16 protein-coding genes and 1 pseudogene are annotated in these 19,746 nt (G+C 61.7%); 12 read left to right on the top strand and 5 right to left on the bottom strand.

Annotated elements, in window-relative coordinates; all coding sequences use genetic code 11:
- Positions 1–193: 193 nt before the first annotated feature.
- Positions 194–1,702 carry a MocR-like pyridoxine biosynthesis transcription factor PdxR gene (pdxR, locus tag NBH21_RS19625; protein WP_250914403.1) on the bottom strand — a complete coding sequence of 503 codons (1,509 nt, stop codon included), beginning with the start codon at positions 1,700–1,702 and terminating at the stop codon, positions 194–196.
- Positions 1,703–1,986: 284 nt separating this feature from the next.
- Here pdxR and NBH21_RS19620 point away from each other — a divergent pair, with 284 nt between their 5' ends.
- From NBH21_RS19620 to glyA, 10 genes are all read left to right on the top strand, one after another.
- Positions 1,987–3,555 (top strand): extracellular solute-binding protein, encoded by a 1,569-nt coding sequence (locus NBH21_RS19620; RefSeq protein ID WP_250914404.1) that lies wholly within the window; start codon positions 1,987–1,989, stop codon positions 3,553–3,555.
- A gap of 112 nt (positions 3,556–3,667) precedes the next feature.
- The gene (locus tag NBH21_RS19615; RefSeq protein WP_250914405.1) at positions 3,668–4,651 is read left to right on the top strand and encodes a carbohydrate ABC transporter permease; all 984 of its coding nucleotides are present in this window, start codon (positions 3,668–3,670) and stop codon (positions 4,649–4,651) included.
- Positions 4,651–5,511: a carbohydrate ABC transporter permease gene (locus tag NBH21_RS19610; RefSeq protein ID WP_250914406.1), complete on the top strand. Its 861-nt coding sequence runs from the start codon at positions 4,651–4,653 to the stop codon at positions 5,509–5,511. Before NBH21_RS19615 ends, NBH21_RS19610 begins: the two co-directional genes overlap by 1 nt.
- Positions 5,508–6,623: an ABC transporter ATP-binding protein gene (locus NBH21_RS19605; RefSeq protein WP_250914407.1), complete on the top strand. Its 1,116-nt coding sequence runs from the start codon at positions 5,508–5,510 to the stop codon at positions 6,621–6,623. The genes NBH21_RS19610 and NBH21_RS19605 overlap by 4 nt, the downstream gene beginning before the upstream one ends.
- Positions 6,620–7,741: an ABC transporter ATP-binding protein gene (locus tag NBH21_RS19600; protein ID WP_250914408.1), complete on the top strand. Its 1,122-nt coding sequence runs from the start codon at positions 6,620–6,622 to the stop codon at positions 7,739–7,741. Before NBH21_RS19605 ends, NBH21_RS19600 begins: the two co-directional genes overlap by 4 nt.
- 69 nt (positions 7,742–7,810) lie before the next feature.
- Entirely contained in the window at positions 7,811–8,548 is a 738-nt protein-coding gene (locus NBH21_RS19595) for a type 1 glutamine amidotransferase (protein WP_250914409.1), read from the top strand.
- A gap of 34 nt (positions 8,549–8,582) precedes the next feature.
- Positions 8,583–9,968, top strand: a complete 1,386-nt coding sequence (locus NBH21_RS19590; RefSeq protein WP_250914410.1) for a glutamine synthetase family protein — start codon at positions 8,583–8,585, stop codon at positions 9,966–9,968.
- Entirely contained in the window at positions 9,946–11,406 is a 1,461-nt protein-coding gene (locus NBH21_RS19585) for an amidase family protein (protein WP_250914411.1), read from the top strand. Before NBH21_RS19590 ends, NBH21_RS19585 begins: the two co-directional genes overlap by 23 nt.
- Before the next feature lie 90 nt (positions 11,407–11,496).
- A complete protein-coding gene (locus NBH21_RS19580; RefSeq protein WP_250914412.1) occupies positions 11,497–11,805 on the top strand; it encodes a 2Fe-2S iron-sulfur cluster-binding protein in 309 nt (102 codons plus the stop codon).
- Positions 11,806–11,838: 33 nt separating this feature from the next.
- The gene (glyA, locus tag NBH21_RS19575) at positions 11,839–13,122 is read left to right on the top strand and encodes a serine hydroxymethyltransferase (RefSeq protein ID WP_250914413.1); all 1,284 of its coding nucleotides are present in this window, start codon (positions 11,839–11,841) and stop codon (positions 13,120–13,122) included.
- 65 nt (positions 13,123–13,187) lie between these two features.
- On the opposite strand, the gene NBH21_RS19570 is transcribed toward glyA, so the two are convergent.
- The 3 genes from NBH21_RS19570 to NBH21_RS19560 form a co-directional block, all read right to left on the bottom strand.
- Positions 13,188–13,961: a ferredoxin--NADP reductase gene (locus NBH21_RS19570; RefSeq protein ID WP_250914414.1), complete on the bottom strand. Its 774-nt coding sequence runs from the start codon at positions 13,959–13,961 to the stop codon at positions 13,188–13,190.
- A 178-nt stretch (positions 13,962–14,139) separates the two neighbouring features.
- Entirely contained in the window at positions 14,140–14,823 is a 684-nt protein-coding gene (locus NBH21_RS19565; RefSeq protein ID WP_250914415.1) for a pyridoxamine 5'-phosphate oxidase family protein, read from the bottom strand.
- A gap of 131 nt (positions 14,824–14,954) precedes the next feature.
- Entirely contained in the window at positions 14,955–16,601 is a 1,647-nt protein-coding gene (locus NBH21_RS19560) for an isovaleryl-CoA dehydrogenase (RefSeq protein WP_250914416.1), read from the bottom strand.
- A gap of 81 nt (positions 16,602–16,682) precedes the next feature.
- Here NBH21_RS19560 and NBH21_RS19555 point away from each other — a divergent pair, with 81 nt between their 5' ends.
- Positions 16,683–17,468, top strand: coding sequence for a PaaX family transcriptional regulator C-terminal domain-containing protein (locus NBH21_RS19555; RefSeq protein ID WP_250914417.1), 786 nt, complete (start codon positions 16,683–16,685; stop codon positions 17,466–17,468).
- Here the strand turns inward: NBH21_RS19555 and NBH21_RS19550 are convergent.
- Positions 17,449–18,738 (bottom strand): MFS transporter, encoded by a 1,290-nt coding sequence (locus NBH21_RS19550; RefSeq protein ID WP_250914418.1) that lies wholly within the window; start codon positions 18,736–18,738, stop codon positions 17,449–17,451. The two genes, NBH21_RS19555 and NBH21_RS19550, sit on opposite strands and share 20 nt — an antisense overlap.
- A 96-nt stretch (positions 18,739–18,834) precedes the next feature.
- On the opposite strand from NBH21_RS19550, the pseudogene NBH21_RS19545 reads away from it, so the two are divergent.
- Positions 18,835–19,740, top strand: a pseudogene (locus NBH21_RS19545) (LysR family transcriptional regulator).
- Positions 19,741–19,746 lie beyond the last annotated feature (6 nt).

Here is a 19,746-nt window from a genome sequence, read left to right as displayed (position 1 = left end):
ACTTCGATGTCCGAAGTCTTTTGGGCGCGGCTCGAAACCGTCACCATATCGCGGTCCTAGAGCTTCCAGCGAAAGACGACAACCGGATTCTGTCATAAAACCCTTTCAATTCCGCGAGAACGGAGATGATATTTCGTGATCAGGAAGTGCTGCGCCAGCAATTCTTGGTTGCTGACAGCGGGTGAAGGCTGTTTCACATTCCAAGTTTCGGGACGATTTCACCGCGCAGAAGGTCGAGATTGCCAAGGCCTCGGCGGATTTCGTCCTCGTTGAAGGCGGAGAAACCGACAAGCAGGCCATTCCTGCGCTCTTCCGTCATGTAGTAGGGAGACAGCGGTCTCAAAACGAGGCCCTTTTCCAGAGCCCGGCTGGCAACGGCCCGATCGTCGGCTCCCTTGATCAGCGGCAGGATGACATGCGTGCCGCTGTCGGGCGCCGACATGTAACAGTCCTTCCCGAAGATATCTTCAAGGCCAGTCGTCAGTTGCTGGCGACGCGCCTGATAGAGATTGCGCATCCGGCGGATATGCGACACGAAAAGCCCGCGCAACATGAATTCCGACAGGACCATCTGCTCGATCAGCGAGGCGTGCCGGTCAACGACGGCGCGCGCCTTGGCGAAGTGCTCGCTCAGATCGAGGGGGACCACGATATAGCCGAGCCTGAAGGACGGCAGCAGGGTCTTCGAGAAGGTGCCCATGTAGATCGTGCGCTGTTCGCCATCCATGGCGAAGATCGAGCGCAGGCTGTTGCCGTTGTAGATGAACTCGTTGTCGTAGTCGTCCTCGACGATCCAGGTGCCGTTGCGCGCCGCGATCCGCACCAGTTCCTCGCGCCGCTCCTGATCGAGCTGGCCGCCAAGGGGGTAGTGGCGGGACGACGAGGTGAAGATCAGCCTGGGCACGGGATGGGTTTGCATGGCTTCGTCGAATTTCGCCCCGCTTTCGTCAACGGGGACCGGACAGACGAAACCGCCATTGGCGCGAATGATCGAGCGGGCGCCGACATAGCCCGGCTCCTCCAGCCAGACGGGATCTCCGGCGTCGAGCAACATACGACAGATAAGATCCAGGCCCTGCTGCGAACCGGTGGTGACGATGACCTGCTGGTAGTTGCAGTGCATGCCCCTCGATGCGTTCAGGTGCTGGGCGATGGCACGCCGCAGCGGTTCGTAGCCGGCGTTCGAGGATTCCGCGAGGATCTGTCCTGTCAGGCGGCCGGAGGTTTCGTTCAGCAGGCGCATCCACGTGCGGATCGGAAATTCGCGCAGGTCCGGCAGGTCCGGCATGAAGGGCGTCGGTCGTTCCGAAAACTCTCCCGTCGCCGAGACGACGAGGCTCTTGCCGCGCCGGGAAAGCGAGCGGAACGGGTAGCCTCCCGCGCGGCTCGCAGGTTCGATCGGCGTATCAGGCTCGATGATCGTCTGGTCCTGAATGATGTCGGAGACGAAGGTGCCGGCCCCCACCCGGCTCGAAAGCAGCCCTTCTTCCGTCAGCATCTCAAACACCTGCACGACGGTATTGCGGGAAACGCCAAGCTCGTCAGCCAGGATGCGCGTCGAGGGGAGTTTCGTTCCCGCAGCCAGTCGACCGCTTAGGATTGCGGTTTTCATCCACTCGGTGATCTGGCGATAGATGGGCATATCCGCCGACTTGTCGAATTCCACCGTCACCAGGGAACCGGTGATTGCTGTCTTGGGCATTTACGCTCCCTCATGGGGTTTGGTCGGCAGGAACAGGACTGGACCGGTACCGGGAATTGGTACCAGACAAATTTTCCAAAATGGCACTAACACCGCAATTGTCGCGCAGATATCGTGAAAATGCAAATACACCAAAAGAATGGTGCAGCGCACAACAAAGTATCTGTTGGTTGTAATTCGTGAATTCGAGCTATTCACGATAATATACTTCTTTGTTTATGCGTGTATAGTACCGGTAAATTCTTATGCTGAGTTCACCTTGGCAATATACTCCAGAGGGAAAAATGCAAAAGAACAAAGAACGGATTGAATCCACGCTTGATGGGTTCGACGCAGCTCAGATGAGCCGACGTGGCTTTCTGCAGCGGATGAGTGCTCTTGGTGTGTCTGCCATGGTGGCGAACACGGTCATGCTGTCGCCGCTCGGCGCCCGCAAGGCCTTTGCCGCCATCGGTGGTGCCGAGGAGCGTGCCTGGGCGCTCGCCAAGGAGGCCGCGGCAAAGGCGACCAAGAAGAGCCTGACGCTGCTCATTCCGACGGGATCCATCGGCAACATGACGCCCTATGTCGACAAGTGGAAAAGCGAACTCGGCATCGACCTTATCTTTATCGAAGAGCCGGACGAAGTGGTCCACACCAAGGGCATGCAGGAAGCCGTCGCCAAGACCGGCAGCTATGACGTGATGATGCCGACCGCCATGTCCTATCCGGACTGGATCGACAGTGGCGTCATCTACGACCTCACCGACTGGGTCGAAAAGCACGATCCGGAAATCTTCAATCCGGACTACGGAGTCGTCTTCCCCGCCAGCCACCATGCGCAGCTCTACAACGGCCGTGTGGCGGGCCTCCTGAACGATGGTGACCAGATCACGCTTCTCTGCCGCAGCGACTACATCGAGAATTCCGACAAGGCGAAGGCCTTCTCCGACAAGTTCGGCTACGCGCTCTCGACGCCGAAGACCTGGAGCGAGTACCACGACATCGCTTCGTTCATGCACGATCCGGCCAACAACTTTTACGGAAGCCTCGAATACCGCTCGCGCTACTATGTGAAGTGGATGTTCATGCAGCGCCTGATTTCGAAGGGACGTCTCTACTTCGACAACGAGATGAACCCGACCTTCAATTCCGAAGAAGGTCTGGCGGCGCTTGAAGACATGCTGAAGATGAACGAGTTCCTGCATCCCGACGCCTTCAGCTTCACCTGGTCCTCCAACTACAACGCTTTCGGCCGCGGCGAGGGCTTCATGAATATCTGCTGGCCCTCGGGCTTCAAGTATTCGAAAGCCCCGTCCACCGGACCGGCGACGTCCGGCAAGATCGCCGCAACCGTCATGCCCGCCGACAAGCTGAAGGACGGCACGCTGCTTTATGCCGGCATGTTCTGCTGGGGGTACGGTTATGCCGTGTCGAAATATTCGGCCAATCCGGAACTGGCTTATGCCTATGCCCAGTGGATGACGTCGCCGACGATCTCGATGGACGCCATTCCCTATCTCGGCGGCTATTCGGATCCCTACCGCGTCAACCACATGAAGCAGCCTTCGGAACGGATGCTGGACACCTACACGGCACCCTATCTCGATACGCTGTACAACAACATGGTTAACACGGTTCCGGACTTCTGCCTGCCGGGGGGCTTCGAATACCAGGATGCCCTCGACAAGGAGATCCATGCCTGCATGACCGGCGAGAAAAAGCCGCAGCAGGCCCTCGACGACGCCTCGCGCTCCTTCGAACGCATCACCCGCCGCGTCGGCAAGGAAAAGGTCCAGAAATCCTGGCTTGCCCTCACCAAGAACCTCGCCGAGCCGATCAAGAAGGCCAGCGGCGCCGACAAGTGGGGCTGATCTCTCGGCTTGCCCATCCCGGCGGCATCTCGCTGCCGCCGGGTCTCTCCCCGAATGGCGGGGTTCTGGACTGCTCCGGCGACTGGATCGTCGGACCAAGAAGAGGTCAGGGATGAATCTTCACGTAACCCCGAATACGGACGGGGCGGATATGGCGACGGTGGGCAATGAGGCCAGGCCTGTCGCAGCAGCACCGCCGGCGAAGGCGGTCGGCAATCTCGGGCCGGCCCGTTTCTTCGCCGTGCCCGGCCAGATCGTCTCGCTGGTCGTTCTGGTCATGCCATTGCTCGTCGCGCTCTACATGAGCTTCACCGACTGGTCGCCCACACGCGGCTCGCTGGCGGAGGCTTATTTCGTCGGGCTGGAGAACTATTATGAGCTGCTGGTCTACGACAGCCGCTTCATCGAGGCGGTCATCCGCACGGTGTTGCTTTCGGCAGTCTGTCTGATGCTGGAGTTCACGCTCGGCCTTGGGCTCGCGGTTCTCTTCTTGCGAGAGTTTCGCGGCAAGGCGGTGCTTTTTTCCGCCTTTCTGACGCCGATGATGATCCTGCCCGTCGTGGTAGGCTATACCTTCTGGATGCTGTTCCAGTCGAATGGCCCGATCAATCAGGTCATCGCCCTGATCGCCGGTCCGGGCGCCATGCCGGAATGGTTTCGCAGCGCGCCGTTCGCGATTGCGACCGTCATCATCACCGAAGTCTGGCACTGGACGCCGCTTTTCTTCCTGATCCTGCTCTCGGGCCTCAACGCCGTTCCGGAAAATCCCGTGCGCGCCGCCGTCATTCTCGGCGCCTCGCCCCGGCAGGTATTCTGGCAGGTGGTTCTGCCGATGCTCAAGCCGGTGATCATTGTCGCTTTCGTGATCCGGGCGATGGAGGTCATCAAGTTGTTCGACGAGGTATTCATGCTGACGCGTGGCGGACCGGGTTCGGCGACAGAGACGATCAGCCTCTACATCTACAAGCTCGCCTTCAATGACTTCCAGCTCGCCTATGGCGCTGCCGCCGCCTTCCTGGTGCTGATCGGCACGCTCGTCATCATCAATCTCATGCTCCTTCCCGTGCGTGACCAGCTTCTGGAGGCTCGGCGCTGATGCTTTCCCGTCCGCTTACCCTGCCGCTCGCGATCGTTCTCGGCCTCGCGCTCGTCATCACGCTGTTTCCGGTATTCTGGATCGTGATGACCGCGATCAAGCCGCCGACCGACTGGAACGCGGCTCCCGCCATCTGGATCCCGGAACAGCCGACGCTCGTCAACTTCCGCACCCTGTTCGACCCGGATGCGATCCGCGAATACGGTGTCGGCGGCGTCAGCCAGCCTGCCACCGCGTCGGTTCTCGGCTCCATCTTCGCCTCGGTCATCGCGACCTTCTTCTCGATCCTGATCGGCCTGTTTTCGGCCATCGGACTATCGCGCTACTCGACCATCACAAAGGCGACGCCGCTGGTCATTCTGTCGGGACGCATGTTTCCGCCTGCTGCGATCGCCGTGCCGTTCGTCATCATCTTCTCGGTCACCAATGTCATCGACACCTATAGCGGGCTGATTGTCATCTATGTCGCGGTGACACTGCCTTTCTCGACCTGGATGCTGAAGAGCTTCATCGACGACCTGCCGCGCGAGATCGAGGAGGCGGCCATGCTCGACGGCCGTTCCCGGCTGATGGCGCACCTGACGGTCACGATCCCGCTGGTGAGAGGCGGTCTGTTCGCCACCACCATGTTCATCTTCATTCTCAACTGGTCGGAATTCATGTTCGCGCTGGTGCTGTCCTATACCAATGTCACCACCATTCCCGTCCAGCTCGCGAAGTACGTCACCGCGACGGCCGGCACGCTCTACGGCGTTCAGGCGGCCCTTGCCGTGCTCGCCATGCTGCCGCTCGTCATCGGCGGCTTCATGATCCAGTCCCATCTTGCCCGCGGCATGACCTTTGGAGCGGTGAAACGATGAGCGTGCCCAAGCTTCAGATCGTCAATCTCCGCAAGGAGTTCTCCGATGGCTCCGTCGCTGCCGTGGATGGTATCGACCTCGAGGTTGCCGCCGGTGAAACCGTCGCGCTGCTCGGTTCATCGGGTTGCGGCAAGTCCACGACGCTCAACATGGTCGTCGGACTGGAGAACCCGACCTCCGGCGATATCCTGATCGACGGCAAGTCCGTCATCGGGCTGCCGCCCGGCAAGCGCAATGTCGGCCTCGTGTTTCAGGACTATGCCGTCTTCACCTCCATGTCCGTCCGTCAGAACCTTGCTTTCGGGCTGAAGGTGAGGGGAGTGGCGAAGGCCGAGATTGCCCGCGCGGTGGATGAAGTGGCGGAACTGCTCGGCATGACCGGCAAGCTCGACGCTCGTGCAAGGGATCTTGGCGGCTCGGAACTTCAGCGTGTCGCCATCGGCCGCACGCTGGTGACCAAGCCGGATATTCTCCTGCTCGATGAGCCGCTTTCCAACCTCGAAGCGGCTGCGCGTCTTGCCATGCGCAAGGAGCTGAGACGGCTGCAGAAAGAAGCGGGCCTGACGATCATCTATGTGACGCACGACCAGATCGAGGCGTTGTCGCTCGCCGACCGTATCGCGGTCATGAGCGCCGGCAAGATCAAGCAGGTGGAGAAGGCCTCCCTCATCTGTCAGGAACCGGGCCATCTCTTCGTTGCCAATTTCATGGGCTCGCCGCCGATGAACCTGATCCGCGGATGGCTTTCGCGTGATGCAGGGCAGATTTCGTTCATGCGCGACGACTTCTCTGTCTCTTTGCCTGCGGAAACCGTGCTGCCGGAGAAGGAGCGAAACGGCCCTGTCGTTCTTGGCATTCGTCCCGAAACGGTCCGGCTTGCGAGGCCGGGGCCGGATACGTTCGAGGTCGCCGTTCGCGCAGTCGAACCCCGCGGTGCCGAGGCGGTACTGACGCTGGAACATGCCAGCCAGACGCTCAAGGCGGTCGTGCCAGCGCAGGAACGCCCGCTGGAGGGGGCTGTCGTCAACGTCGCGGTCGATCCGCAAACCTTTGTCTTGTTCAGCGGCGAGACCGATCTCAGGTTACCGCTTCGCGCAGGAGACGCAGCATGAACGCTTTTTCTCCCGCCCACGCCCTTGCCCAGGCCCAGCAGGTTCCGGCTCTCGTTGTCGATCGGCTGGCGAAATCCTATCGCAGTAACAAGGCGCTTGATGATGTCAGCTTCACCGTGCCGAAGGGCGCGCTGACGGTCGTGCTCGGTGCTGCCGGTGCCGGAAAGACCACGCTTCTGCGGTCGCTCGCCGGGCTTGAGGTGCCAGATCACGGCAGCATCCATCTTGGCGGCCGGGACAGTGCCGGGCTGGAACCCAAGGACAGAGATCTGGCGATGATCTTCGACAACCTGGCGCTCTATCCGGACAAGTCGGGTTACGACAACATCGCCAATCCCCTTCGCATTCGCGGTCAGAGCAAGGCGGAGATCGAGGAGGCGGTCAAGGAGGTCGCCGCGCGGCTGAAGATCGCGCATATCCTCGGGCGCAAGCCGAAAACGATGAGTGGGGGCGAACGCCAGCGTGTCGCTCTCGGTCGCGCGCTCGTCCGCTCGCCGTCTCTCTTCCTGCTCGACGAGCCGCTATCGAGTCTCGACGCGATGCTGCGCATAGAACTACGTGCGGAACTGCGCCGCATGCAGCGCGAGCTGGGGTACAGCTTCGTCATGGCCACGCCCGACTTTACGGAGGCGATGGCGATTGCCGATACCGTTATCATGCTTCGGCAGGGCCGCATCGTGCAGATCGCCGATCCGCAGACGCTTTATGATGCGCCTGTGGATCGCGAGGTGGCCCGCTTCGTGGGCGCTCCGGAAATCAACCTGCTGCCGGCGCAGATATCGACGGATGGCCTGAGATTTGCCGGCGCAATCCGGCCGCTGCCGGGCAAGATGAAGCACCTTGCGACGACCGATCCGGTGCAGGTCGAGGCGGGGATCCGTCCGGAAGATATCCGTCTGGTCCCGACCGGTGACGCGTCGATTGTTGGCAAGGTCACCGATATCGAGGCGCTCGGTACCAATGCCGCCGTTACGGTGGAGACCAGCGATATCGAGCTGAGGCTCGTGGCGCTGGCCTCCTCGCTGCTTTCCGTCGTGCCCGGAGCCGAAGTCGGCCTGTCGGTGGCGATGGAACGCGTCCACCTTTTCGATACCGGCACGGGAATGCGGCTTGTCTGAGGATAGCGGCAGGCACGCGACGGACATCCATAAGAACACATCCCCATAAGAATACACCAAGGAGAATACATGCGCATTCTGGTATTTCAGCATCTCGACGTCGAGCATCCCGGCATTTTCCGTGATTTCTGGAAGGACGATGGCCATCAGTGGGATGCCGTCGAACTCGATGCCGGCGAGGCAATTCCGCCGCTCGAAGACTATGATCTGCTGGTGGTCATGGGCGGTCCCCAGGATGTCTGGCAGGAGGATATCCATCCGTGGTTCATCCCGGAGAAGGCCGCGATCCGGCGCTGGGTCATGGAACTGAAGCGCCCCTATCTGGGCGTCTGCCTCGGGCACCAGTTGCTCGCTGAGGCGCTCGGCGGCAAGGTAACGCCGATGCAGATGCCCGAGGTCGGGCTCGCCGATGTGGTCTTTACCTCGGAAGGCAAGGCCGATCCGCTGCTGGCCGGGTTGGGCGAGGGCATGCTGACCTTCCAGTGGCATGGCGCCGAAATTTCGACGATGCCGGAAGGAGCTGTGATCCTCGCGGAAAACCCCGCTTGCGCCACGCAGGCGATCCGTTGGGGCGACCATGCCTATGGTCTGCAATATCACGTCGAAATCACGCCGACGACGGTGCCGGACTGGGAGAGTGTTCCCGCCTATGCCGAGAGCCTGCAGGTGGCTCTGGGGCCGGAAAAGGCCGCCCGTCTTCAGGAAACCGTGGCGCCCAGGCTTGCCGATTTCGGGCAGGCCGCCCGCACTCTCTATGACAATTTCTCACGAATTCTTGCCGCCACCGCCGACCGCAAGGTCGCCTGACGCGCAAGCTCTAACGATAAAAAGGGGTTCCCACATGCTGAAAGTGATTGATGAAGGTACGCAGGGTCGCCATGTGCCGCCGCTGGCGTTGGCAACGCGCGATGAAGCGGATGCCTTCGTCGAAAAGGTGAAGGCCGCAGGCTACGATTTCCTGCGCTTCGAACTGCCGGATATGGCCGGCATGAGCCGCGGCAAGACCATCCCGATCAATCATGTCGCCGGCTACATGCGCTCCGGCCTCAATCTCTATGGCGGCACCGTCGCGCTCGACAGCTACTCGATCCCGGTCCGCAATTCCGGCTACAACGAGGAAATGAACTATCAGGACTGCGTGATGGTCGTCGACCAGGATACGCTGTCTCCCGTTCCGTGGCTCGAAAAGACCGGCCGCGTGATCTGTGACACCATGTGGTATGACGGCACGGTGCAGCTCGCCTCGCCGCGCATGCTGCTGAAGAAGATGCTGTCGGTTGCAGACAGCCTCGGCTTCAGGGTGATGATGGGCCACGAATACGAGTTCTACGTGGTCGATGCGGAAACCCGCCAGCCGATCTTCGGGGGGCAGCCGATTTTCGCGACCGCACGCACGCACCAGCATCCGGCGATCGACGATCTCATCAAGGTTCTGCAGGCGCAAGGCATCGATATCATCACCTACAATGTCGAGCACGGCCCGGGTCAGGTCGAGATCAACTATTCAGCCGAAGTCGGGGTCGCGGCCGCCGATACCGCCTTCGTGTTCAAGAGCACGGTGAAGGAATATCTGGCGAAACACGGCCTGCTCGCCACCTTCATGACCAAGCCTTACAAGGGTCTCTCGGGCAGCTGCTCGCACTATCACATCTCGCTTCTGGACAAGGAGACCGGCAACAACGCTTTCCTCGATATCGCCGATCCGGATGGCATGTCGGCCATCTTCAAGAGCTTTATCCAGGGCGTGCTCGACCACGCACGCGGCGCGATGGCGATCTGGAGCCCGACGCCGAACTGCTATCGCCGCATTCGCCCGCGCACCTACGCACCCTCGAATATTTCATGGGGCATCCAGGACCGTTCGGCTTCGGTGCGCGTCAAGGCCAGCCGGGACAAGTCGACCCACATGGAAGTGCGCGTTCCCGCGGCCATGTCCAATCCCTACCTCGTCGCCGCTTCGGTGATCGGTTCCGGCCTGCTCGGGCTGATGCAGGAGCGGGAACTCATGCCCTCCGGCAACGGTCCGAAGGAGGACGATGCCAGCTATGCGAAGCTCCCGACCGAGATCGATGATGCGCTCGACGCCTTCGAAGCGGATACGGCGCTGCGCGATCTGCTTGGCGAGGAATTCGTGAAGGTCTACCTTGCCATGAAACGGCAGGAAACGGCGCGTCTACGCGATGAAATCCCGGCAGCGGAAATCAATGAATACTTCGAAGCCTATTGATGCCCCGATCGTTTCCTCGTCCGCCTTGCCGGGCGAGGACGTATGCTGGCTGACCATCACCGAACTGACGAACGGCTATCGTGCGGGCACGCTGTCGCCCGTCGCTGTCGCCAAAGCCCTGATCGATCGCATTCGTGCGCTCGATCCCGTCGTCAATTCGGTCGTCCATCTCGATGAGACCTACACGCTTGCGATGGCGGAGCAGTCACTGGCGCGCTGGCGCGCGGGCACGCCGCTTTCCGCCATGGATGGCGTGCCGGTGACGATCAAGGATCTCTCCGCCGTTGCCGGCATGCCGAAGCGGCGCGGCTCGCTCCTTTTCGGCACGGACCCGGTGCAGGAGGATACGCCCTGCGTGGCGCGTTTGCGCGAGGCGGGGGCGGTGTTTCTCGCCAAGACGGCAACGCCGGAGGCCGGCTGCAAGGTCGTGACCCGCAGTCAGGTGCATGGCGCGACCGCCAATCCCTATGACCTTACAAAAACGCCGGGCGGCTCCTCGGGTGGCGCTGCGGCGGCTCTGGCGCTCGGTTTCGGGCCGGTGGCGCTCGGCAGCGATGGAGCGGGTTCGATCCGCATTCCCGCCGCCTACACCAACCTCTTCGGCATAAAGCCAGGCTTCGGCCGTGTCCCGGCCTTTCCGCCGGATATCGACATGCCGCATTCGGTGGTCGGTCCTCTCGCGCGAACCGTGGAGGATGCGGCGATCATGCTGGACGTGATCAGCCGCCCCGAACCGCGTGATCCCTACATCTGGCCGGTGCCGTTCTCCGCGCCCGATGATCTTGGGAACCCGTCGCTGGCCGGCATGCAGATCGCCTTTTCCGCCCGGCTCGGATGCCATGCCCCGCTGGTGGATGCCGAGACCGACAGGCTTGTGGCGGAAGCCGCTCCGCTGCTTGCGGAGGCGGGGGCGTCTGTTTCCGAAGAAGATCCGGTCTGGCCGGTCGATCCGTTCGAGCCCTTCAAGGTGTTCTGGGAAACGGCCTGCCTTTCCTGTGTCGAAGGGGCAGCACCGGACAAGCGCCACCTGCTGGATCCGCTGATCCTGAGCGTCGGCGCTTCGGGAGCGAATGTCTCGCTCTCCGGATACATGAAGGCGGTGGAGCAGCGCATGACGATTGCCGCGGCGTCCAAGGCCTTTTTCCAGCGATACGACCTGCTTGTTGGTCCTGTCATGCCCGTGCCGCCCTATTCGGTCGAGCGTGATGTGCCGGTCGGCTATGCCAGCGAAGACTGGGACTGGTGTCCCTACACCTATCCCTGGAACATGACCGGCCAGCCGGCCGCTTCGGTGCCGATCGGGTTCACCGAAGGCGGTTTGCCGGTGGGTGTGCAGATCATCGGACGGATGGGCGGCGAGGCGGATATCCTGCGCGCCGCCCGTGCCATCGAGGCCCGCCGTCCTCTTTACCGAAGAAGACCGGCGATGCTGGGCTGACGCGGATATCATAGACCGCAGAAGCGGTCTGTCGCCCGGAACGGCTGAGTGCGTTCCGGGCCATTTCCCCAGAGAACAGGAAGACCAGACATGACGAAGATTTTCGTAACGAACCCGGCTGGCCGGGAGACGGCGCTCGAAGCCGAAAACGGCGAGCCGCTGATGAAGGTGCTGCGCGCGGCAGGCCTCGGTATCAAGGGATCGTGCGAGGGCGCCCTGTCCTGCGGCTCATGCCACGTGCACATCGATCCGGCGACCAGCGGCTTGCTGGAGCCGCCGGCCGAAGACGAGATCGACATGATCGACCTTGCCGATGGCGCCATTCCGACCTCGCGGTTCAGCTGTCAGATCCGCATCTCGCCTGCGCTGGACGGCTTACGTCTTTCCGTTCCGGCCTAAAGGCACGGACTCTCAAGCAAGGATGATCCCCAAATGAAAACCAATCTGAAACCTGCCTCCTCACCATTGTATCCGTTGACCGACCTAGATCCCGACATCGCGTCCTTCATCGCAGCAGAGCGCGAGCGGCAGATCAATTCCATCGAGCTGATCGCTTCCGAAAACTTCGCAAGCCCGGCCGTCATGGCGGCTCAGGGCAGCGTGCTCACCAACAAATATGCGGAGGGCTATCCCGGCCGCCGCTATTATGGGGGCTGCGTCAACGCCGACGGCGTCGAGCGTCTCGCGATCGAAAGGGCGAAAGCGCTGTTCGGGTGCGAATTCGCCAATGTCCAGCCGCATTCCGGCAGCCAGGCCAATCAGGCAGTCTATCTTGCCCTGCTTTCGCCCGGTGACCGTATCCTTGGTCTGGATCTCAAGGCGGGTGGTCACCTTACGCATGGCGCGTCCATGAACATTTCCGGCCGCTGGTTCAATGCGGTCGGTTATGGCGTCGATCCCACAACGCATCTGATCGACATGGAGGAGGTCGAGCGGCTTGCTCTGGAACATCGGCCACGGCTCATCATTGCCGGCGGCTCGGCCTATTCCCGCATGCCGGATTTCGAGGCCTTCCGGCGGATTGCGGACAAGGTCGATGCGATCTTCATGGTCGACATGGCCCATTTCGCCGGGCTTGTTGCAGGGCGGGCCGTTTCCTCGCCTTTCCCGCATGCGCATGTCGTCACCTCCACCACCCACAAGACGTTGAGGGGGCCGCGTGGCGGCATCATCCTGACCAACGATGCGGAGATCTCCAGGAAGATCAATTCGGCGATCTTTCCCGGCCTTCAGGGGGGACCGCTGATGCATGTGATCGCCGCCAAGGCCGTCGCTTTCGGCGAGGCGCTGCAACCCGCTTTCAGGCAATACGCCATCGATGTCATCGGCAATTGCCAGATACTGGCCGATACGCTCAAGGCGGGCGGATTGCCGATCGTCTCCGGCGGCACGGATACGCATCTCGCCGTTGTCGATCTTCGGCCGTTCGGCGTGACAGGGGCTGACGCGGAAGCAATGCTGGAACGCTGCGGCATCACTCTCAACAAGAATGCTATACCGGGTGACGAGGCGAAGGCGATGGTGACATCCGGTATTCGCGTCGGCAGTGCGGCGGGAACGACGCGCGGCTTTGGTCCGATGGAATATCGCGCAATCGGTGAAATGATCCTCGAGGCGCTGACCGTTCTGCAGACGGGGGTCGGCGTCGAGGTTGCCGAAACCGCCATCAGAAAGCGCGTTCTGGCGCTGACGGCACTGTTCCCCCTGCCTTACTGATCAACCCCAAAAAAAACGCCGCCTCCAATCGGAGGCGGCCAGTCGGGGGGACTAAATTGCTGCGGCTATTTCTCGGCAAAGGCCCGTTCGATGACGAAATGTCCGGGGGTCGAGGTGTTGCCTTCGTGAAAGCCGCGCTCTTCCAGCATGGTCTTCAGATCGGCCAGCATGGCCGGAGAACCGCACAGCATGACCCGGTCGTGTTCGGGGTCCAGTGGCGGAAGGCCGAGATCGGAGAACAGCCGGCCTTCTTCGATCAGCGTCGTTATGCGTCCCTGGTTCTGGAACGGCTCGCGGGTCACGGTGGGGTAGTAGAGGAGCTGCGCCGAGATCAATTCGCCGATCGCCTCGTCACGCGGCAATTCCTCGCTGAGATAGCTTTGGTAGGCAAGCTCGCTCACCTCGCGCACGCCATGCACCAGCACCACCTGTTCGAATTTCTCGTAGGTTTCCGGATCGCGGACGATCGACAGGAATGGCGCAAGGCCGGTACCGGTGCCTAGAAGATAGAGCCGCTTTCCCGGCAGCAGGTAACCGATGAGTAGCGTGCCGGTTGGCTTCTTGCCGATGATGAGGGAATCTCCGGGCTGGATGTGCTGGAGACGCGAGGTCAGCGGCCCGTCCTCGACCTTGATGCTGAGGAATTCCAGATGTTCCTCGTAATTCGCGCTTGCAATTGAATAGGCGCGCATCAGCGGGCGGCCCTCCACCTGGAGGCCGATCATGGTGAAATGGCCGTTGGAGAAGCGAAGGGCGCTGTCGCGCGTGGTCTTGAAGCTGAAGAGACGGTCGGTCCAGTGGTGGACCGAAAGCACCGTTTCCTGATGAAAGCCCGCCATGGGAATATCCTCTGTGGGCGCGCGACCCGAAAAGGGGTTGCGGCTGCAAATGAAACCTTGAGCCCGGCAGAAGTTCCAGCCGTTGGGCCTGATGTCCGGGCAGTGAAGTGGAGTTCTGATATCGTGTGGCCAGACCTCAAGGATCTGCATTTGTGCAGACCCTTGAAAGCGGCGGCGGTTACTTCACTCCGACGTAGCGGAAGTTCTTGACGAAGGCCGGCATTTCGATGCCTTCGCGCAGCTTCGGATCGGCAACGGGATCAAGCTGTACAGTCCTGAGCGCGATGGAGCCTGCCCAATTGTCGGTTGCGTAGTCTTCGTCATCTTCGCTGGGGAGACCGTCGGCCACTTTGGCGGAGACTTCGTCCAGCTTCATGCGAATGACCTTGGTCGCCTTCCATTCCTGCTCCGCCGGCGGTCGGGCATAGGCCCAGAGACCGGGGGCGAGGCGGTCGGTGAAGGTCTCGAGCGCCTTGCGCTTGACGTCTTCCTCACAAAGCTCCGCTTCGCCGAAGGCCATGACCGAACGGTACTGGATATTGTGGTTGAAGGCTGCACGGGAAAAGACGATGCCGTCGAGATGGGTGACGGTGAAGCAGACCGGGATACCCTTCTGCTGCGCCTTCAGCATGCGGCTGGCCGATGAGCCGTGCCAATAGATGTGGTCATCGATGCGCCAGTGGTTGGTCGGCGTGACATAAGGCATGCCGTCGATCACGTAGCCCACCTGACAGACAATGCCTGCGTCGATGATATCGTTGATCGTGTCGCGGTCGTATTTGGCCAGCCAGTTGTATCGGCGAAGGCGCGTCTTGTCGCTCGGAGGGGCGGCTGTTTCGGTGTTGACGTCGGGGGCGCTCATGGTCTTTTACTCTTCCATTACAATGGCTAACATGGACCATCGAAATAGCGTCCCGATATCGGCTTCCCTAAGAGCCATTTTGCAAAAGAGTATGGGACCACTGGGTAGGCGGGGCTGCCGACCGGCTTGCCTCAGATCGTGACCGTGGCCCTCTCTATGAGCAAAGCGACCGGTGCATCAGGCCCCAGTGTTCCAAAGGCGAGGCCGTGTTCTTTTCCGAGCCGGGAACGGCAGAAGGATGCAGCAATGGCAGGGTCGGCGGATTTCAAGAGAATGGAGGCCTGCAGCAGGAGTGCGGCGCGCTCGACGATGGAGCGGCTGCGATATTCGAGGGTTTCCACATCGCCGAGAGAGCTGGTGAATGCCTTCAATTCCGCATCATAGGCCGGGTCGAGACCTCCGGCGGCGGCGAGTTCGTCGAACAGCGCATCGCGTGAAGTGGGCTCCTTGCGCAAGGCTCTCAGCACATCGAGGCACTGGACGTTGCCGCTTCCTTCCCAGATCGAGTTGAGCGGGGCCTGCCGGTAGAGACGGGGCATCATCGTCTCTTCCACATATCCGATACCGCCAAGGCATTCCTGCGCTTCATTGATGTGCGGGGGCGCGCGCTTGCAGATCCAGTATTTGCCCATCGCCGTGGCGATGCGGGCAAAGGCGGCCTCGCGCTGGTCGTGCCCGGCGGCATCTATCGCGCGGGCGACACGCATTGTCAAAGCGAGCGCCGCCTCGCTTTCGAGCGCGAGGTCGGCCAGCACGTTGCGCATCAGCGGTTGATCGACGAGATAGGCGCCGAAGGCCTTACGCTGTCGGGTATGGTGCAGGGCCTGCACCGTCGCCTGCCGCATCTGGCTGGCCGAACCGATCATGCAGTCGAGGCGGGTGAGCGCCACCATGTCGAGGATCGTCACGATGCCGCGGCCTTCCTCGCCGACGAGTTCTCCTGACGCGCCCTGAAACTCAACTTCCGAGGAGGCATTCGACCAGTCGCCGAGCTTGTCCTTCAAACGCTGGATCTCGACCGCGTTGCGGCTGCCGTCCGGGCGAAAGCGCGGCACGAGGAAGCAGCTCAGGCCACCCTCCGCCTGCGCGAGCACCAGATGGGCGTCGCACATGGGCGCGGAGAAGAACCATTTGTGCCCGATCAGTTCGTAGGTGCCGTCAGGCTGGCGGATTGCCCTTGTCGTGTTGGAACGGACGTCGGAGCCTCCCTGCTTTTCCGTCATGCCCATGCCGATGGTGCAGCCGGTTTTCTGTTCCATCGGGAGGCTGCGCGGGTCGTATTCCGTGGAGATAAGCTTCGGGATCCATTTCTCGGCAAGCGCGGGTGCGCGCCTGAGGGCCGGGATGGCCGCGTGGGTCATCGACATCGGGCAGCCGATGCCGGCATCTGCCTGCGAGCCGATATACATCACCGCGGCGCGCGCCACATGCGCGCCGGTCCGGTTGGCATTGCGCCACGCAAAGCCGTTCATGCCGTGCCTCATCGCTTCCGCCATCAGCCGATGATAGGCGGGGTGGAATTCCACCTCGTCGATGCGCCGGCCATATCTGTCGAACGACCGCAGCCGTGGGCGGTTTTCATTCGCTTCGTAACCCGCCCGGACAAGCTCGCCGCCGGCGAGCGAGCCGTATTCGCTCAGGTGTTCATGTGCCCAGTCCCCGCCGTTGTGCTCGACAGCCTCTCGGAGCGCAATGTCTGTCTCCCAGACATTGTATTCCTTCAGCTCTTCCGGCTGATTTTGTACTTCGTGCGTCTGGAATTGGCTGGTAAGTGACATGTTTTCCTCCTCGTGCGCTCCAGCACGCATGAAAGAAAATTACGCTTGATGTCGAATAGTGTCAAACATAGTAACTTTGAGGTGCCGAATGCACGGCGTCTGATCCTCAATCTGCTGGGTGTGGCTGAGGGTGGCGTATTGAGCGTTGCCGATGCCCTGAGAGCCTGTGCACTCTTCGACATTTCCGAAAACAGCGTGCGGGTGACGCTCGCGCGTCTTGCCCAGTCGGGTCTGGTCGAGCTTGTCGAGCGCGGCGTCTATCGGCTGGGGTCGGAGAGGCGAAGGATCCGTGACGATGTCGCCGGCTGGCGGACGGTCGAGGAGCGTCTTGTCCGATGGAACGGCGACTGGATCGCGGCATCGACCGGAGGGCTTTCCCGCAGCGACCGTAAGGTGCTGAGGGCACGGGAGCGGGCACTCTCCATGCTGGGTATGCGGGAGCTCGACAACGGTCTCTTTATTCGTCCCGATAATCTGGCGGGCGGAGCGGGAACGGCGCGTCAGCGCCTGATTGCGTTGGGCCTGGGAGAAGAGGCTGCCGTATTCCGGGCCGCGGATTTCGATCCGAACCGGCAGAAGCAGGCTCTTGGTCTTTGGGAATGTGACACGCCGGTCATGGCCTACAGGGAAGGCGTGCAGCGTCTGGAGGCATGGCTGGAGGACATGGCAAACTTGCAGCCCGAAATCGCTGCGCGCGAAAGCTTTCTACTGGGCGATGATGCCATCCGCCAGATCGTCTTCGATCCCATGCTGCCCGCGCCTTTGGCGGACGAAGCCGCCCGCCACGATTTCATCGAGGCGGTGAAACGGTTCGACGATCAGGGCAGGCGGATCTGGATGGAATTCTTCAGCGCATCCGTTTCATGAGCGATCGAGCCAGCCCCTTTGCTGTCTTTGCGGGGGGAATGGTCAGCGTCATGGCTGCGCCGGTCAGGGCGCAAAGACCTGCAAGTATTGCGACCCATGGCCAGCCGCCATGCTGCCAGAACCAGCCGCCGATCGATCCCGTGATGCTCGATCCCATGTAATAGAACAGCAGGTAAAGGGAAGAGGCATGGCTCTTGGCCGAGCCTGCATTCGCCCCGATCGCGCCGCTGGCCGCCGAGTGGCCGATGAAAAAGCCGGTGGTAATCAGCGCGATACCCGCGATGATCAGCGGCATGACGTCGAACAGCGTCAGCATGATACCGAAAAACACGGTCAGGAAACCGATGAGCAGCATGGTGCGCCGACCGAAGCGGTCGGCGAGCGCGCCTCCGACGGAGGAGGAGACGATGCCGAAGCCAAAGGTCAGGAAGATCATGCTGATGGCGGTCTGACCGAGGCCGTAAGGCTCTCCGACAAGGCGGAAGGTGGTGTAGTTGAACACGGTGACGAAGATGCTGGTCAGCAGGAAGCCGATGAAGAACAGCTGGGCCAGCACGGGCTTGCGCAAATGGGCGGCCCAAGTCTCGATATGCCGGATGAAGGGTGTGCCGCGTGTGACGGTGAAGTTCCGGGATGCCGGCAGCAGCCAGAGAAAGCCGAGTGCTGCGGCAATGCCCGTGAGGCCCATGACCGCAAGCGCCATGCGCCACGAAGCGAATTCGGTGATGACGCCCATGCCGACGCGGCCCATCATTGCGCCGAAGGCGGTGCCGCCGACATAAAGGCCCATCGCCCTGCCGAGATGGGCGGGTTCGATCTCTTCCGCGAGATAGGCCATGGCAATGGCCGGCACCCCACCAAGTACGAGGCCTTCCAACGTACGCGCAGCAAGCAGCCAGTACCAGCCCGGGGCCACGGCTGCCGCGAGGTTGCAGAGTGCTGCCAGCGCCATGGAGGCGAACATCAGCCGGCCGCGGCTGAAAAGCTGCGAGAACGCGCCGCTGGCGAGGATAGCGAGCGCAAGAGTGCCGGTCGTGAGTGAAAGCGCCAGCGACGCCGTTGCCGGGCTGAGGCCGAAAGCACTCTTGAATTCCGGCAACAGGGGCTGAACGCAGTAGATCAGCGAGAAACTTGAGAAGCCGGCAAGGAACAGGGCGAGGCTTGCCCGGCCATAGTCCCGGCTGCCTTTGCGGATCCATTGCTCGCTGAAATCATCTGCCGAGGAAATGGCCACGGCGCCGGCGGTTTCGCCAATTCTGAGGGTACGCATCTTTCCTGTCCTTTCTGACAGGCGAGATGTAGTCGAGCGAGGTCATTCGATCTAATATATGATGCTGTCGTTCTTCATACAAAAAATGAATACCATATGGAACTGAGACACATCCGTTATTTCCTCGCGGTAGCCGAGGAAGAGAGCTTCACCCGGGCAGCGGAAAGGCTTGGCATCGGTCAGCCGCCGCTTAGCCAGCAGATCAAGGCGCTGGAGGAGGAGATCGGTGCCCGGCTTTTCCGGCGGCTCTCCCATGGAGCGGAGCTGACGGAAGCCGGTAAGGTTTTCCGGGATCGCGTGGGTGGCATGCCTGCCGAGGTGGCGGAAGCCGTTCGCCTCGCACGGCGCGCCGCAGCCGGGGAAACGGGCACGCTTCGCCTGGGTTTCACGGGCACGGCGGCGCTCAGCCCCATCGTGCCGGCCTGTGTGAGAGCCTTTCGCCGAACCTATCCTGAGGTCGAATTCATCATCGAGGAGGCGAATTCGATGGCGCTTACGAAGGCGCTTGTAGAAGGCCGTCTCGATGCCGCCATCCTGCGGCCCTCTGCATCCGATCCGGCCGAACTGACGGAGGAGCGCGTGGCTGAGGAGCCGCTGGTGGCGGCTCTGCCCGCCGGGCATCCGTTGGCTGCGCAGTCCGGCGAGCTGAAACTCGCCCGTCTTGCCGACGAACCCTTCATCCTGACCTCGCGGGATCTGGGGATCAGCCTGCATGATGCGGTGCTTGCCGCTTGCCGCGAGGCGGGGTTCGAACCGCGGCTCGGTCCGTCTGCGCCTTAGATCGCCTCCATCCTCTCGCTCGTCGCTGCTGAACTCGGCGTTTCGCTCGTTCCGGCCTCGATGGGACAGATTAACGTGGGCGGCGTCTTGCTGCGGCAGCTCGAAGACGCGCCGCATACGGTGGGGCTTGCACTCGCCTATCGCAAGGCGACAACGGCGGTTGTCGTCAGGCATTTCGTCCAGATCGTGCGGCAGGTCGTGGCCGGAACATCTGGCGGCTGACGGCGC

This window comes from Ciceribacter sichuanensis (assembly GCF_024055605.1).
Taxonomy (GTDB): domain Bacteria; phylum Pseudomonadota; class Alphaproteobacteria; order Rhizobiales; family Rhizobiaceae; genus Allorhizobium; species Allorhizobium sichuanense.
The sequence above is the reverse complement of the archived record's forward strand: the minus strand, read 5'-3'. Positions and strand labels throughout refer to the sequence as shown.